General features: G+C 65.8%; 14 protein-coding genes. 3 read left to right on the top strand and 11 right to left on the bottom strand.

Annotation, left to right across the window (positions count from 1 at the left end; genetic code table 11):
- Positions 1–30: 30 nt before the first annotated feature.
- From AC3G88_RS24985 to pilM, 5 genes are read right to left on the bottom strand one after another with little or no spacing between them, the layout of a single operon-like run.
- Positions 31–2,160 carry a type IV pilus secretin PilQ gene (locus AC3G88_RS24985; RefSeq protein WP_488774004.1) on the bottom strand — a complete coding sequence of 710 codons (2,130 nt, stop codon included), beginning with the start codon at positions 2,158–2,160 and terminating at the stop codon, positions 31–33.
- Positions 2,157–2,666, bottom strand: a complete 510-nt coding sequence (locus AC3G88_RS24980; RefSeq protein WP_488774060.1) for a pilus assembly protein PilP — start codon at positions 2,664–2,666, stop codon at positions 2,157–2,159. Before AC3G88_RS24980 ends, AC3G88_RS24985 begins: the two co-directional genes overlap by 4 nt.
- Positions 2,667–2,692: 26 nt before the next feature.
- Positions 2,693–3,367: a type IV pilus inner membrane component PilO gene (locus tag AC3G88_RS24975; RefSeq protein WP_153949101.1), complete on the bottom strand. Its 675-nt coding sequence runs from the start codon at positions 3,365–3,367 to the stop codon at positions 2,693–2,695.
- 2 nt (positions 3,368–3,369) lie between these two features.
- Positions 3,370–4,017: a PilN domain-containing protein gene (locus tag AC3G88_RS24970; RefSeq protein ID WP_488774003.1), complete on the bottom strand. Its 648-nt coding sequence runs from the start codon at positions 4,015–4,017 to the stop codon at positions 3,370–3,372.
- Between the two features lie 18 nt (positions 4,018–4,035).
- A complete protein-coding gene (gene pilM / locus AC3G88_RS24965; protein ID WP_153949099.1) occupies positions 4,036–5,106 on the bottom strand; it encodes a type IV pilus assembly protein PilM in 1,071 nt (356 codons plus the stop codon).
- 464 nt (positions 5,107–5,570) lie between these two features.
- Between pilM and AC3G88_RS24960 the strand changes: the two genes are divergently transcribed.
- Positions 5,571–7,949 (top strand): penicillin-binding protein 1A, encoded by a 2,379-nt coding sequence (locus AC3G88_RS24960; protein WP_488774002.1) that lies wholly within the window; start codon positions 5,571–5,573, stop codon positions 7,947–7,949.
- Between the two features lie 78 nt (positions 7,950–8,027).
- On the opposite strand, the gene cyaY is transcribed toward AC3G88_RS24960, so the two are convergent.
- Positions 8,028–8,363, bottom strand: coding sequence for an iron donor protein CyaY (gene cyaY / locus AC3G88_RS24955; RefSeq protein ID WP_488774001.1), 336 nt, complete (start codon positions 8,361–8,363; stop codon positions 8,028–8,030).
- 132 nt (positions 8,364–8,495) lie between these two features.
- On the opposite strand from cyaY, the gene lptM reads away from it, so the two are divergent.
- Positions 8,496–8,747 carry an LPS translocon maturation chaperone LptM gene (gene lptM / locus AC3G88_RS24950; protein WP_254776063.1) on the top strand — a complete coding sequence of 84 codons (252 nt, stop codon included), beginning with the start codon at positions 8,496–8,498 and terminating at the stop codon, positions 8,745–8,747.
- A gap of 14 nt (positions 8,748–8,761) precedes the next feature.
- Positions 8,762–10,024 (top strand): diaminopimelate decarboxylase, encoded by a 1,263-nt coding sequence (gene lysA / locus AC3G88_RS24945; protein ID WP_153949096.1) that lies wholly within the window; start codon positions 8,762–8,764, stop codon positions 10,022–10,024.
- Between the two features lie 60 nt (positions 10,025–10,084).
- Here lysA and msrQ read toward each other — a convergent pair whose 3' ends face one another.
- From msrQ to AC3G88_RS24920, 5 genes are all read right to left on the bottom strand, one after another.
- Positions 10,085–10,786: a protein-methionine-sulfoxide reductase heme-binding subunit MsrQ gene (gene msrQ, locus AC3G88_RS24940; RefSeq protein WP_488774000.1), complete on the bottom strand. Its 702-nt coding sequence runs from the start codon at positions 10,784–10,786 to the stop codon at positions 10,085–10,087.
- Positions 10,786–11,796, bottom strand: coding sequence for a protein-methionine-sulfoxide reductase catalytic subunit MsrP (gene msrP / locus AC3G88_RS24935; protein WP_488773999.1), 1,011 nt, complete (start codon positions 11,794–11,796; stop codon positions 10,786–10,788). Before msrP ends, msrQ begins: the two co-directional genes overlap by 1 nt.
- Positions 11,797–11,903: 107 nt before the next feature.
- On the bottom strand, positions 11,904–12,734 hold the full coding sequence (locus AC3G88_RS24930; RefSeq protein WP_488774059.1) for an anti-sigma factor family protein: 831 nt from the start codon (positions 12,732–12,734) through the stop codon (positions 11,904–11,906).
- On the bottom strand, positions 12,734–13,267 hold the full coding sequence (locus AC3G88_RS24925) for an RNA polymerase sigma factor (RefSeq protein ID WP_488773998.1): 534 nt from the start codon (positions 13,265–13,267) through the stop codon (positions 12,734–12,736). Before AC3G88_RS24925 ends, AC3G88_RS24930 begins: the two co-directional genes overlap by 1 nt.
- A 34-nt stretch (positions 13,268–13,301) precedes the next feature.
- Complete coding sequence (locus tag AC3G88_RS24920; RefSeq protein WP_400396963.1) at positions 13,302–13,727, bottom strand: COG4315 family predicted lipoprotein; 426 nt, start codon at positions 13,725–13,727, stop codon at positions 13,302–13,304.
- Between the last annotated feature and the right edge of the window lie 29 nt (positions 13,728–13,756).

The raw sequence follows: 13,756 nt of genomic DNA, 5'->3' as shown, positions 1-13,756 counted from the left end.
ATCCGGGCGCCCTGCTGCACCCGAACGGTGTTATTTCAACGATACGCTGTCGTTCAGGATACGGGGCGTCAGGAACACCAGCAGTTCGGTCCGGTTGTTGACCTTGGCGTTGTTCTTGAACAGGTTGCCCAGCACCGGGATATCGCCCAGCCAGGGCACCTTGTTGACGGTATTCGACTCGTCCTGGCTGTAGATGCCCCCGATCACCACGGTGCCGCCGTTCTCCACCAGCACCTGCGTCTGCACGTGCTTGGTGTCGATGGCGAAGCCGCTGACGGTCTGGATACCCACGCTGTCCTTGTTGACGTCGACGTCCAGCAGCACGTTGCCTTCCGGCGTGATCTGCGGCGTGACCTCCAGCTTCAGGTTTGCCTTGCGGAACTGGACCGACGTGGCGCCGCTCGACGTGGCGGACTGGTACGGCAGTTCGGTACCCTGCTCGATCAGCGCCTTGATGTTGTTGGCGGTCACGACTCGCGGGCTGGAGATGATCTTGCCCTTGCCGTCGGCTTCCAGCGCGGACAGCTCCACATCCAGGAACCGGCCTGCTGCGGCATTGAAGATGCTGAATGCCGCGGTGGCCGGATTCGTGCCGTTGATGGCCGCTGCCGGTAGGCTCAGGGCCGGCGAGAAGTCGTTCGTGGCACCGGGCAGCGAATTGCCGTAGTTGGTGCTCAGCGAACTGCCCGCCTTCGGCAACGCAAAGCCCAGCTTCACACCGAGGTTGCGGCTGAAGGTGTCGCTCGCCTCGACGATACGTGCCTCGATGATCACCTGGCGCACCGGAATATCGATCTTCTGCAGGAATCCCTGCACTTCCTCGAGCTTCGAACCGATGTCGGACACGAACAGCTGGTTGGTACGTGGGTCCGCCGTCAGCGAGCCGCGCTTGGACAGCATCCGCGTGACGCCCGCAGCACCCGCACCGCCGCCAGCCGCCGGGACCGCCGATCCGCCACCGGCACCACCGGTGACCGCCAACCCCAGAAGCATGCGGCGAACGTCGTCGGCACGCTGGTAGTTCAGCTGGAACACCTGGCTGCGGATCGGTTCAAGCTCGTTGATTTGCTGCTGCGCTTCGAGCTCGAGCTTTTCCTTCGTGGCCAGTTCGGCCTTGGGCGCCACCCACAGCACGTTGCCGTTGCGGCGAGAAGCCAGGCCCTTGGAATCGAGCACGATCTGCAGCGCCTGATCCCACGGCACATCCTTCAGGCGCAGCGTCAGGTTGCCCTGCACGGTGTCGCTGGTGATGATGTTCAGGTTCGTGAAGTCGGCAAAGACCTGCAGCAGCGAACGGATGTCGATGTTCTGGAAGTTCAGCGACAGGCGCTCGCCCCGGTAGCCCTGGCCGGAAATCAGCTTGTTCGGGTCTTCCTTGACCTGGCGCACCTCGACCACGAACTGGTTGTCCGTCTGGTACGAGCTGTATTCCCAGTTGCCGCGCGGCTCGATCGTCAGCCGTGCGGCGCCGTTGGCGTCGCTGGCGCGCATGGCCTGCACCGGCGTGCCGAAGTCGGTCACGTCGAAGCGGCGGCGCAGGTCGTTCGGCAGCCCGGTGCCAATGAAGTCGACCACCAGGTTCTGGCCCTGCTGCTGGATATTGACGCCCGAATCGCGCGACGACAGGTCCACCACCACGCGGCCCGAACCGTCGCTGCCACGCCGGAAGTCGATATTGCGGATCAGCGTGCGGTTGGCCGCCACGGGCTGCATCGCGGGCGCCGCCGGCGCGAACGTCGGCGCCGCCGCGGCCGCAGACTGCGTCACGTTGTCCATCAGCACCACGAACTGCTTGCCGCGCATTTCGGTGCGATACGTGGCATTGCGGGCCAGGTTCAGCACCACGCGGGTGCGGTCCCCGATCTGCATCACGTTGGCGCTCTTGAGCAGCTTGCCGGCGTATTCATACTGCGCCCGGCCCTGCGCGAATCCCGTATCGAAGAAATCGATCGCGATCTTTGCAGGATTCTGCGTGGAGAAGTCCACCGGCTTTTGCGCAAGCGGACCTTGCAGGTCGACCGTGAAAACGGTCTGCTCGCCAACCACGTTGGCTTCCACCTGCCTGAGCTGGTTGTTTTGTGCCAGTGCGGCCGGAGAGGCCAGCACCAACGCCATCGCTGAAGCGCCCGCAAGCGCCCGGACCCAACGTGCCGTGATCATGCGGATGCCTCCAGCTTCAGGCTGGTCATTTTCTCTTTCCAATCTGAGACCCCTTCCCGAACCAATTCGCGCAACACGATCTCTTGATCGCTGATGCGGACCACCCGGCCATAGCTCTGGCCGAGATACTGACCCACCTTGACGTGATGGATCTTGTTATCTACGCGTACGACACCGTAGGTCTCGCCGTTTTTTTTCAGCATGCCGAGCATCTTGAAGTTCTCCAGCGGATAGTCTTCAAGCGGCTCGTGTCGCCGTCCGGCCTCCGGCGACTCAGACATCGTCTTGTTCAGTTCGCCGATCTTCGTCTGCGCAAACGGTTCCGGCGATGCGCGCCCGCCGTACTCGCGTGGCGTGTACGACTTGACCTCGGGCAATGGTTCCGGCGGCGGAGCCTTGGCGGCGCGTGTCTGCGCCATCCATTGGTGCAGGCCATCGTCGTCGCTCTGGCCGCAGCCGGCCAAGGCCACCACGGCCAGCGCGGCGGCGGCCAGCGCCTGCAGCATGGCAGGCTGGGGTCGGGTCAGGCGGCTCACTTGGCGCCTCCCTTCTTGTTCTTCGCGGCGGCATCGGCGGCAGCCTTGCGCTGCGCGGCCTGCTCGTCCGGGTCCAGCGCGCGATAGGCCATCGCCACCCCTTCCATCGACAGCGTGCCGTCCTTGCCGACCGACATGTTCAGGTTACGCATGGAGACGATCCGCGACAGCGCCGCCACGTCGGCGTTGAACAGCGCGACGTCGTGGTAGCGGCCGGTGACCTTCAGGTTGACCGGAATTTCGGCAAAGTACGGCTTGATGGCCGCCGGCTGCGGCTTGAACAGTTCGAACTGGAGACCCCGCGCCACACCGGCGTGGTTGACGTCGGCCAGCAGCGCGTCCATTTCCGTGCTGTTCGGCAATTGCCGCTCGGCCAGCGCCACGCGTTTTTCGACTTCGGCCTTCTGCGTGCGCAGTGCGTCCAGATTGGCCACCTGCGCCACCTTCGACTTGAACTGCTGCTTCAGCTGTTCGTGTTCGGCGTGCTTGCGGTCGAGTTCGTCGCTCTTGTCGCTCCAGTAGAACTGCCAGCCCAGCACCAGCACGATCACGGCCGCCAGGATCGAGAACAGCACGCGGGGGGCGGCGGGCCAGGTTTCGGGCTCGTTCAGGTTCAGGCCACGGAACTGCGTGGTCAGGTCCTGCAGGGAGATATTGGAATTCAGCGCCATGATCAGACCTTGCCTCCCGCCGGCTTGGCCGCGGCAGCCGATGCGCCTGCCCGCTTCTTGTCAGCCGGTTGCTCCGGCGCGCGATAGGCGAAACGCATCGAGAAATCGAACAGCCGGCGCTGTTCGCGCAGGTTGTTGGTCATCATGATGGCCTTCGACTCCACCAGCTCGGCGTGGTCCAGCCATTGCACCTGGCTGAAGTTGCGCAGCAGTTCCGACACGCGTTCGTTGGACTGCGCCACACCGGTGATGACGAACGTGTCCCCCGACTGCTTGAGCGTGGTCAGGTACACGCCCTCGGGCACCTGGCGCACCAGTTCCTCAAGCAACTGCACGGGCATGTTGCGCTCGGCCTGCAGGCTTTCGATGGCGCGCTGGCGATCCAGCAGCGCCTCGATATCCTTCTTGAGCGTCGTGACCTCCCTGATCTGCCCGTCCATGCGGGCGTTCTCGGCCGTCAGCGTCTGATTGAGATGGGTCATCTCATCGACCTTGGAATCGATGTAGAAGCCGCCGATCAGCACCACGAGCGCTCCCGCGCCCGCCGCACCGCCCAGCATGCTATAGACCTTCTTGCGCCGGGCTGCCTTGCGCGCCTCGTGATACGGCAGCAGGTTGACCGACGGAACGGTATTCGTCGTCGTGGACATGCGGGTCCCCCCGGTGACTTATTGGAGGCCGCGCAGCGCCAGTCCCGCACTGACGATGTAGGCAGGCAGGTCGCGCTGGAGATAGCGCTCGTTGACCTTGCCGGCGGTCGTCATGTTTGCGAAGGGATTGGCCAGCGTGGTCGTGATCTGTGTCTGTTGCTGGATCGCCGCCTGGACACCCAGCAGCGAGGCGTGCCCGCCGGAGAGCAGGATCTCGTCGACGCGGCCGAGGCTGGAGCTGGCAATGAAGTTGCCGATGGCGCCCTGCACCTCCATGGCCAGCGCCTCCAGCGACGGCTTGAGCAGTTGCCCTCGCCACGCTTCGGGCAGCGTGTTCTTGCGCTTCTTGATTTCGGCCTTGAGCGCATCGAGCGTGAACATGCGTGCGGCGCTTTGCGTCAGCTGATCGCCATAGCTGTTCAGCGGCTGCTCGTAGAGTTCCTTCCAGCCCTGGTAGAAGATGGCCTTGGAACGGCTGCCGCCCAGATGGACCACGGCCACCACGGGCAGGTCCTTGGCATCGGTTTCGTTCAGGCCGGCGGGGACGCCGAGCATCTGCACGACCGATCGCTGCACGGCGTACTCTTCCACGTCCATCACCTGCGGCTTCAGGCCTGCCAGTTCGGCAGCCGTCACGCGCTCCTGGACACGATCACTGTTGGCAGCCGTGACGCGTACGCCAATGCCGCCTTCGGTTTCGCTGGGACCAATCACCGCGAAGTCGAAGTTCACCGCCTGCGACGGCGGATAGAGGCGGTGCGCCTCGGATTCGACCTGCGAATAGAGTTCGTCTTCGGACAGGTTGTCCGGCAGACTGACCGTCTGGGATTCCGTCAGCATGGACGGCACGCCCAGGACCACGTCCCGGGTGCGGATGCCGGCCTTGCCGAGCGCGCGCTTGAGCGCAATCCCGACGGCTTCGATGTTGACCACGTTGCCATCGGCAACGGCGTTGCGGTCCAGCAGTTCGCTGGCGCATTTTTCCAGCCGATAGTCGTTTTTGCCCATCCCAACGGACAGCTCAACGACCTTGACGCTGGACGAACCAATATCCACGCCGACCGTAGTCTGGCGCAGAAGACCCGACAAGATGCCCCGTCGCAAGGTTGACCCCCTGACATTTGAACTCGCCCACGGCATGTCCGCTCTAATGGTGCGAGCCAGTTTCTTGGATGAAACGTTTGCTCTTTTATGTTCGTCGATTCTTACAAAATCCGGAGGCGCTGGCAATGTGCCGGTTTGACCACGCTTTCTTTTTCGGAAGGTCCCCGGAAATCCGTTGCCAAAATCCGACGGTCTGCAACCCCGCCGTCGGGTGGCATCGGCCTGACATGATCCGGGCACGCCAGCTTGCCCTCGCACCCGCCACGCGCACCCCTCCCTGAGGCATCGCCCGCCAGCCCGCGCCACGCCTGCGTCCTGCAGCCCGTGACAGACTGATCTCAACGGCATTACATCTTGTAACAGCACGGTAGCGACTTTCGCGCCACTGGCCCGCGGGAGCGGCCTGGTACCGACGATATAATCCGGGCACTCTTGTTAGGTAAACCCTTATGGCCACAGCACAACAGAAGCCGTCCCTTCCCGTCCGCCGTCCGTTGTGGGCGCGCATCGCGTTCTGGGTATTCGGGCTGCTTGCTGCCGGCGTCGTCGCCGTGGCGCTGCTGGTTGGCTATGCGCTGGTCGTGGCCGCCCCCAACCTGCCGTCGCTGGACACCATCACCGACTACCGGCCGAAGATTCCGCTGCGCATCTATACGGCCGACAACGTGCTGATTGGCGAGTTTGGCGAAGAGCGCCGCAACTTCGTGCCGATCACCGAGATCCCCGACGTCATGAAGAAGGCCGTGCTGGCCATCGAGGACGACCGCTTCTACGAGCACGGCGGCGTGGACTTCGTCGGCGTGATGCGTGCCGGGCTGGCCAACCTGCGTGGCGGCCTGTCGCAGGGTGCATCGACCATCACGATGCAGGTGGCGCGCAACTTCTTCCTGTCGAGCGAGAAGACCTACACGCGCAAGATCTACGAGATGCTGCTGGCGTACAAGATCGAGGCGAACCTGACCAAGGACCAGATCCTCGAGCTGTACATGAACCAGATCTACCTGGGCCAGCGCGCCTACGGCTTCGCCAGCGCCGCGCGCGTGTACTTCGGCAAGTCGATCAAGGACGTCACCCCGGCAGAGGCGGCGATGCTGGCCGGGCTGCCGAAGGCCCCGTCGGCCTACAACCCGGTGGTGAATCCGCGCCGCGCCAAGGTACGCCAGGAGTACATCCTGCAGCGCATGCGCGACCTGCGCTACATCACGCCCGAGCAGTATGACCAGGCCGTGCGCGAGGAACTGAAGGTGCGCAGCGAGGGCAACGAATTCTCCACGCACGCCGAGTACGTGGCCGAAATCGTGCGCCAGCTGATGTACGCGCAGTACCGCGAAGAGACCTACACGCGCGGCCTGACCGTCTACACCACGCTGAACAAGGCCGACCAGGACGCCGCCTACGAGTCCGTGCGCAACGGCATCATGACCTACGAGCGCAAGCACGGTTACCGCGGCCCCGAGGCCTTCATCGACCTGCCGTCCGATCCGGCCGACCGCGAGCAGGCCATCGACGACGCGCTGGTGGAGCATCCGGGCAGCGACGACCTGCGGTCCGCCGTGGTGACGAGCGTGTCGCCCAAGCAGGTGAAGGCCACGCTGCTGTCCGGCGAAGTGGCCACCATCGAAGGCACCGCGCTGCGCTTCATCGCGCCGTCGCTGTCGGCCAGTGCCCAGCCGAAGGTCAAGATCCGTCCGGGTGCGATCATCCGCGTGACGCAGGACCCGAAGGACAACACGTGGTCGGTGACGCAACTGCCCGAAGTGGCCGCCGCGTTTATCTCGCTGAGCCCCGAGGACGGTTCGATCCGTTCGATGGTGGGCGGCTTCGACTACAACCGCAACAAGTTCAACCACGTGACGCAGGCCTGGCGCCAGCCCGGTTCCAGCTTCAAGCCGTTCATCTACACGGCGGCGCTGGAAAAGGGGTTCTCGCCGGCCACGGTGATCAATGATGCACCGCTGACGATCGGCCCGGACACCGGCGGGCAGGTCTGGGAACCGAAGAACTACGACGGCAAGTTCGAAGGCCCGATGACCATGCGCCGCGCCCTGGCCAAGTCGAAGAACCTGGTGTCGGTGCGCATCCTGCGCGCCATCGGCACGCAGTACGCCCAGGACTACATCACGCGCTTCGGCTTCGAGGCCGACAAGCATCCGGCCTATCTGCCGATGGCGCTGGGCGCCGGCAGCGTGACGCCGCTGCAGATGGCGGGCGCCTATTCGGTCTTCGCCAACGGCGGCTATCGCGTGAATCCGTACCTGATCCAGCGTGTGGAAGACTCGCGCGGCAAGGTCATTTCCGAGACCCATCCGCAGAAGGCCGGCGAAGACGCCGTGCGTGTGCTGGACGCCCGCACCGCGTTCATCGCCGACAGCATGCTGCGTGAAGTGGTGCGCAGCGGCACGGCCAATCCGGCCAAGCAGCGCCTGGGCCGCAATGACCTGGCGGGCAAGACCGGTACCACCAACGACGCCGTCGATGCCTGGTTTGCAGGCTACACGCCCAAGCTGGTGGCCATCGCGTGGATGGGTTACGACCAGCCCAAGAGCCTGGGCGTACGCGAAACGGGCGGTGGCCTGGCGCTGCCGATCTGGGTCGGCTACATGGGCAAGGCGCTCAAGGGTGTGCCCGAGAGCCCGGACCGCCAGCCGCCGGAGGGCGTGGTGATGGCGGCCGGCGACTGGACGCTGGAAGAGAACGCGGCCGGCGCCGGCGTGGCGTCGGTGGGCCTGGGCGATCCGTGGCCGGGCAAGCCGGAAGAAAGCTCGCGTCCGCCGCAGGATACCGAGCAGGAAAAGAAGAAGATCCTGGAAATGTTCGGCGGCGCCTGACGGCCTGCTGGCCTGCCAACCTTTCCCAGCAACAAGAAACCGGCCCTGGCGGCCGGTTTTTCGTTGGGCCGCGCGGGCTTACTTCAGCGTCAGCGTGGTGCCGGCCTGCAGGCTCATGTAGCCGGACAGCGCCGCGTACAGCTCGGCGCCGCTGCGCGTGTCCACCCAGCGGGCGCCATCGTATCGAAAATGGAAGCCTCCGGCCTTGGCCGCCACCCACAGTTCCTGCATCGGCGCCTGGCTGTTGACGATGATCTTGGAGCCGTCCTCGAACTCCAGTTCCATCACGTTGCCGGTACGGTTGATTTCCACGTCGGCGTCGGCGGCATCGGCAGCCGCTTCGATATCGGCTTCCAGCTTGTCCAGGGCCGCGCCGGCCAGTGCCAGGAACTCGGTCTCGTTGAGGGGGGGCATGCTACACTCCAAGGCCGCCGGCAGCCCGTTTCCACGGGCATTCGGACCGGCAAATCAGATTGATGGAAAACGGGAAAGCCGTGCGCTTTCCACAGCCATCCGAAAGCCATCCAGACAATGAAGGACTCCCCGATGCTGCGTCGTGGTGCGATTGTATCGGCCTTTGCCGCCCTGCTCGCGATGCCCCTTGCCGGGTGCGGCATTCGCGGCCCGCTCTATATGCCCCGCGTACCGCCCGAGCCCACGCCGCCCACGGTGGCCGATCCGGGCCTGGGCCAGCCGGGCGCAACCCCGCCCGCGGCGCGTCCGATGGGCGAGCCCGCCACATCGACGCCCGCCGTCGCCGAGCCCGCCAAGGGCAGTTCCGCCCCCTCCGCACGCTGAGTGCATGCCAGACCATGAATGATTTTTTCCATCGCCGCGAAGACGGCACCCTGACCGTCGAACAGGTACCGCTGGCGCGCATTGCCGCCGAATTCGGCACGCCTGCCTACGTCTATTCGCGCGCGGCGCTGACCAAGGCGTACAACGCGTATGCCGCCGCCTGCAAGGGACGCAACGCGCACGTGCAGTACGCGGTCAAGGCCAACTCCAACCTGGCCGTGCTGCAGGTGTTCGCAAAGCTGGGCGCCGGCTTCGACATCGTGTCGGGCGGCGAGCTGCTGCGCGTGATTGCCGCCGGCGGCGACCCGCGCAAGGTGGTGTTTTCGGGCGTGGCCAAGAGCGAAGCCGACATGGCGCTGGCGCTCGAGCACGACGTGCGCGGCTTCAACGTGGAATCGATTCCGGAACTGGATCGCCTGAACGCGGTGGCCGGCCGCCTGGGCAAGCGCGCCCGCGTGTCCCTGCGCATCAACCCCGACGTCGACGCGAAGACCCACCCCTATATCTCAACCGGCCTCAAGGGCAACAAGTTCGGCGTGGCGTTCGAGGACGTGCTTTCCACCTACCGCGCCGCCGCCGCGCTGCCGCACCTTGAAGTGACCGGCATCGATTGCCATATCGGATCGCAGATCACCGAAGTGGCGCCATACCTGGAGGCGCTGGACAAGGTGCTCGACGTGGTGGAATCGCTCGAGGCCGAGGGCATCAAGCTCGAACATATCGACGTAGGGGGCGGCCTGGGCATCACCTATGACGACGAGACCCCGCCGGACATCACCGGCTTTGCCACGACGCTGATCGATCGCGTGGCCGCACGCGGCCACGGCCATCGCGAAGTGCTGTTCGAGCCGGGCCGTTCGCTGGTGGGCAACGCCGGCGCGCTGCTGACGCGCGTGGAATTCCTGAAGCCCGGCGCGGCCAAGAACTTCTGCATCGTCGATGCGGCAATGAACGACCTGGCCCGACCGGCCATGTACGAGGCCTACCATCGCATCGAGCCGGTGGCGCCGCGTGCCGACACTGCCGTCACGTATGACGTGGTGGGTCCGGTATGCGAATCGGGCGACTGGCTCGGCCGCGACCGCGCGCTGGCGGTGCAGCCCGGCGACCTGCTGGCCGTGATGTCGGCCGGCGCCTACGGCTTCGTGATGAGTTCGAACTACAACACGCGCGGCCGCGCGGCCGAAGTGATGGTCGATGGCGACACGGTGCACCTGGTGCGCGAGCGCGAACTGCCGGCGGACCTGTTCCGCACCGAGCGCCTGCTGAAGGATTGACCGCGCCAGCGCAAGCCGAAAAATAAGGAAAGGGCGACATCGTTGGTGTCGCCCTTTTTTCTATTGCGTGGCCACGGCGGCGGCGCGCGGCTTGCGCAACCACCACCAGATCCGCATGGCCAGCAGCACGAATACCGCGGCCGCGTAGATCGAAACTTCTCCAAAATCGTGCTTGCCGGCCTTGTGCCACCAGTAGTGCAGGATGGCCAGCACGGCGATGGCGTAGATCGACCGATGCAGCGCCTGCCAACGCTTGCCGCCAAGCCAGCGGACCATGGCATTGGTCGACGTGACGGCCAGCGGAATCATCAGCATGAACGCCGCAAACCCCATCGTGATAAATGGCCGTTTGCCGATGTCCTTGATCATGTAAGCCACGTCAAACCCGCGGTCCACGGCCAGCCAGAGCAGGAAATGCTGCACCGCGTAGAAGAACGTGAACAGACCCAGCATCCGGCGCAGGCGCAGCAGCCAGTGCCAGCCCGTGAGCCGGCGCAGCGGCGTGATGGCCAGCGTCACGCAGAGCATGACGAGCGTCCACGTCCCCGTGGACCGGGTCACGAATTCCAGTGGATTGGCGCCGAACTGCGAGGTCGCCCCGAGATACATCAGCCGCAGGAACGGCAGCAGCGCCAGCAGCCAGACCAGCCCCTTCAGCGTCTTCACGCGCGCAGGCGCAAGCATGGCAAGACCGCCGGGCCCGGGCCGGCTGCCCCGGGGCGTGCGTGCCTGCGCCGCCGCGCGCGGATCGCGCTCGGCCATCAGAAGTTCTTCCTCAAATCCATGCCCTGGTAGAGCGATGCCACCTGCGCGCCGTAGCCGTTGAACGGCAGCGTCTTGCGCTTGGGCGCGAATAGCGCGGAGAACCCGCCGCCGCCCTTGTCTTCGCCGATGCGGCGTTCGGTGGCCTGGCTCCAGCGCGCGTGATCGACGTCGGGGTTCACGTTCGAATAGAAGCCGTACTCGTTGGCGGCGGCCAGGTTCCAGCTGGTGGGCGGCTGCTTGTCGACGAAGCGGATCTTCACGATTGACTTGGCGCTCTTGAAGCCGTATTTCCACGGCAGAACCATCCGCACCGGCGCGCCGTTCTGGTTCGGCAGCACCTCGCCATAGAGGCCGAACGTCAGCAGCGCCAGCGGATGCATCGCCTCGTCCATGCGCAGGCCCTCGCTATACGGCCAGTCGAGCACGCCGCTGCTCAGGCCGGGCATCTGCTTCTTGTCCGCCAGCGTGATGAATTGCACGAACTTCGCCCCCGGCTGCGGTTCGACGCGCTTGATCAGCTCGGCCAGCGGATAGCCGATCCACGGAATCACCATCGACCAGCCTTCCACGCAGCGCAGGCGGTAGACGCGTTCTTCCATCGGCGCGATCTTCAGCAGTTCGTCCAGGTCGTACACCTTGGGATGCTTGACCAGCCCTTCCACGGCCACCTGCCACGGGCGCGGCCGCAGCGTGCCGGCGTTGCGGGCCGGGTCGGACTTGTCGGTGCCGAACTCGTAGAAGTTGTTGTAGGTCGTGACGTCCGTGTACGGCGTACGTTTTTCGGTCACGGCATAGGCGTTGTTGAGCGTGGCGGGCAGCTTCGGCAGCTTGCCTGGCGCTTCCTGGGCGAAAGCCTGGCGCGAGAACCACGGCGAAGCCAGGCCCGCTGCAGCAGCGGCACCGCCCATCGTCAGCAGGCGCCGGCGCGACCGATACAACGGTTCGGGCGTGATTTCCGACGCGGCGACATCGTCACCGCGCAACCATTTGGGGGAAGGAATCAGCATGTTTCACAGCGTTGGGTAGGACTTGCAGCATTGGACATCAAAAGCGGCGGGAAGGTGCGGAGCCGACCCGGATATCGACCGGCCAGACGGAAGGTCATGTGCCCGGGCTATCCCCGCTGGTATTGCTGGTAGACCACCTGGGCCAGTGCCAGCAGCCGATCGCGCTCCAGCGGACCCGCCAGGGCGAAGCCGAGATCGCGATCGACCCAGTAGAACGCCATGGTGGGGTGTCCGGCGGGATTTCGCGCCGGCGTGCGCGGCGGCAGCCGTTCGAGCCGGAATGCGGTGTCGGGCGTGCCCTGCGCCATGCGGCGCAGTTGCAGGGACACGCGCGTGCCAGCGTCGTCCTCGTACATCAGGATGGCCATCGGGCCGCCCTCCGAAGCGCCAAGGCGCCCCCCAATCAGCCGGAATCCCTGCGGGTGGAGGTCGGGCACCTGCAACGATGCACCGAGCCGTTTCGACAGCCAGGCAACCAGATGGGCCTCGTCGCTGGCGGGCACTTCGACGACGTGCCTGACCTCGGGCGCATAGACCACATAGCTGGCCAGCGCCTCGCGCGCAAAACGCTCCATCGGCGCGACGGCCACGGCATCGGCCCCGACATGATCGCGGGCGTACCAGCCGCCGGCGGCACCCGCCACCAGCGCACACAGGCTGGCAGCCAACGCCAGCGGCCACGCCAGGCGCGCCGTGGTCGCGCGGCCGCCCTGGCCGTGCAGTTCGCGCGGCAGCGCCGCCAGCGGCACGGCCTCGTTCAGCACGCCATCCAGTCCGGCGTGCAGCGCGGCGGCCTGCTGCCGCCAGGCTTCCACCTTGCTCGCCGCCTCGGCATCGGCCGCCAGGAAGGCCTCGACCGCGGCGCGGCGCGGACCGTGCAACTGGCCATCGGCATAGGCGTGAAGATCGGCTTCGCTCACCGGCGTCTGGGGGCTCATCATTTCACCCGTTGCAGCACATTCGGCGCCGCAACGTCCTTCGCGCCGCCGTCGAGCAGGCGGCGCATCTGTTCACGGGCACGGCTCAGGCGTGACATCACCGTGCCGGCCGGGATTTCAAGCACCTGGGCCGCTTCCGCATACGAAAACTGCTCCAGGCTGACCAGCAGCAATACGGCCCGCTGGGCCTCCGGCAAGGCGGCCAGCGCCCTGATCAGGTCGCGCCGCAGGCCGGGGTCGTCGCCGGGCGCCGCCACGTCCGGCGGTTCGTCGGTCACGCTTACCAGATCCGCGCGGCGCAGCCCGTTCAGGCGCAACCGGTGCATCAGCGTCAGCAACCAGGGCAGCAGGCCGTCGGCACCGTCGCCCCAGAGCGATCCGGGACGCAGGCGGAATCGCCAACGGTAGCGCAGGGCCCGCTCCAGCGTGTCCTGCACCAGATCGTCGGCCAGCACGGCGTCGCCGGTCAGGCCGCGCGCGTGGCGCCGCAGCCGCGGCGCCAGCGCCACCAGTTGGCGCTCGAATCCATCCATGCCCGGGTTGCCTTGCGTTCAGGCGCCCGAAAAATCAGGGCTTCGCCACGTGCCAGACGTTGTTGAGGTTGTCGCCAGTGCGGTCGCCCGGCTTGGCATCTTTGGCAAAGCGGTACAGCGGCATGCCCTTGTAGGCGTACTGGCGCGTACCGTCGTCACGCGTGATGACCGAGTAGCTGCCCGACGCCGTCTTGCCCGGCTCCGCCAGCAGCGGCGGCCAGTTGGTGGCGCACATGCCGTTGCAGACGCTCTTGCCGCCGTTGGCGGGGTCGCGATCGAACGTGTAGAGCGTCAGGCCCTGCGGATCGGTCAACACGCCGTTGGTCACCTTGACGGTCGGCGGCATTTCGCCGGCCCCACCCATGCCCATGCTGGAACAGCCGGCCAGCAGGACCGTTGCGGCGCCAGCGGCGATAACGAGCGGGCGAAGTACGGATGCAGCAGTGTGACGAGTATTCATCTTCAGGTCTCCTTCTCCGGGGCGGTGCC

It is taken from the genome of Cupriavidus sp. 86D6 (assembly GCF_057815095.1).
This window is presented reverse-complemented; position numbering and strand designations above follow the sequence as displayed.

Excerpts from the sequence above, each read along its gene's own strand:
- AC3G88_RS24985 (WP_488774004.1), bottom strand. The coding sequence starts at position 2,160 with ATGATCACGGCACGTTGGGTCCGGGCGCTTGCGGGCGCTTCAGCGATG.
- AC3G88_RS24980 (WP_488774060.1), bottom strand. The coding sequence starts at position 2,666 with ATGCTGCAGGCGCTGGCCGCCGCCGCGCTGGCCGTGGTGGCCTTGGCC.
- AC3G88_RS24975 (WP_153949101.1), bottom strand. The coding sequence starts at position 3,367 with ATGGCGCTGAATTCCAATATCTCCCTGCAGGACCTGACCACGCAGTTC.
- AC3G88_RS24970 (WP_488774003.1), bottom strand. The coding sequence starts at position 4,017 with ATGTCCACGACGACGAATACCGTTCCGTCGGTCAACCTGCTGCCGTAT.
- AC3G88_RS24960 (WP_488774002.1), top strand. The coding sequence starts at position 5,571 with ATGGCCACAGCACAACAGAAGCCGTCCCTTCCCGTCCGCCGTCCGTTG.
- cyaY (WP_488774001.1), bottom strand. The coding sequence starts at position 8,363 with ATGCCCCCCCTCAACGAGACCGAGTTCCTGGCACTGGCCGGCGCGGCC.
- lptM (WP_254776063.1), top strand. The coding sequence starts at position 8,496 with ATGCTGCGTCGTGGTGCGATTGTATCGGCCTTTGCCGCCCTGCTCGCG.
- lysA (WP_153949096.1), top strand. The coding sequence starts at position 8,762 with ATGAATGATTTTTTCCATCGCCGCGAAGACGGCACCCTGACCGTCGAA.
- msrQ (WP_488774000.1), bottom strand. The coding sequence starts at position 10,786 with ATGGCCGAGCGCGATCCGCGCGCGGCGGCGCAGGCACGCACGCCCCGG.
- msrP (WP_488773999.1), bottom strand. The coding sequence starts at position 11,796 with ATGCTGATTCCTTCCCCCAAATGGTTGCGCGGTGACGATGTCGCCGCG.
- AC3G88_RS24930 (WP_488774059.1), bottom strand. The coding sequence starts at position 12,734 with ATGAGCCCCCAGACGCCGGTGAGCGAAGCCGATCTTCACGCCTATGCC.
- AC3G88_RS24925 (WP_488773998.1), bottom strand. The coding sequence starts at position 13,267 with ATGGATGGATTCGAGCGCCAACTGGTGGCGCTGGCGCCGCGGCTGCGG.
- AC3G88_RS24920 (WP_400396963.1), bottom strand. The coding sequence starts at position 13,727 with ATGAATACTCGTCACACTGCTGCATCCGTACTTCGCCCGCTCGTTATC.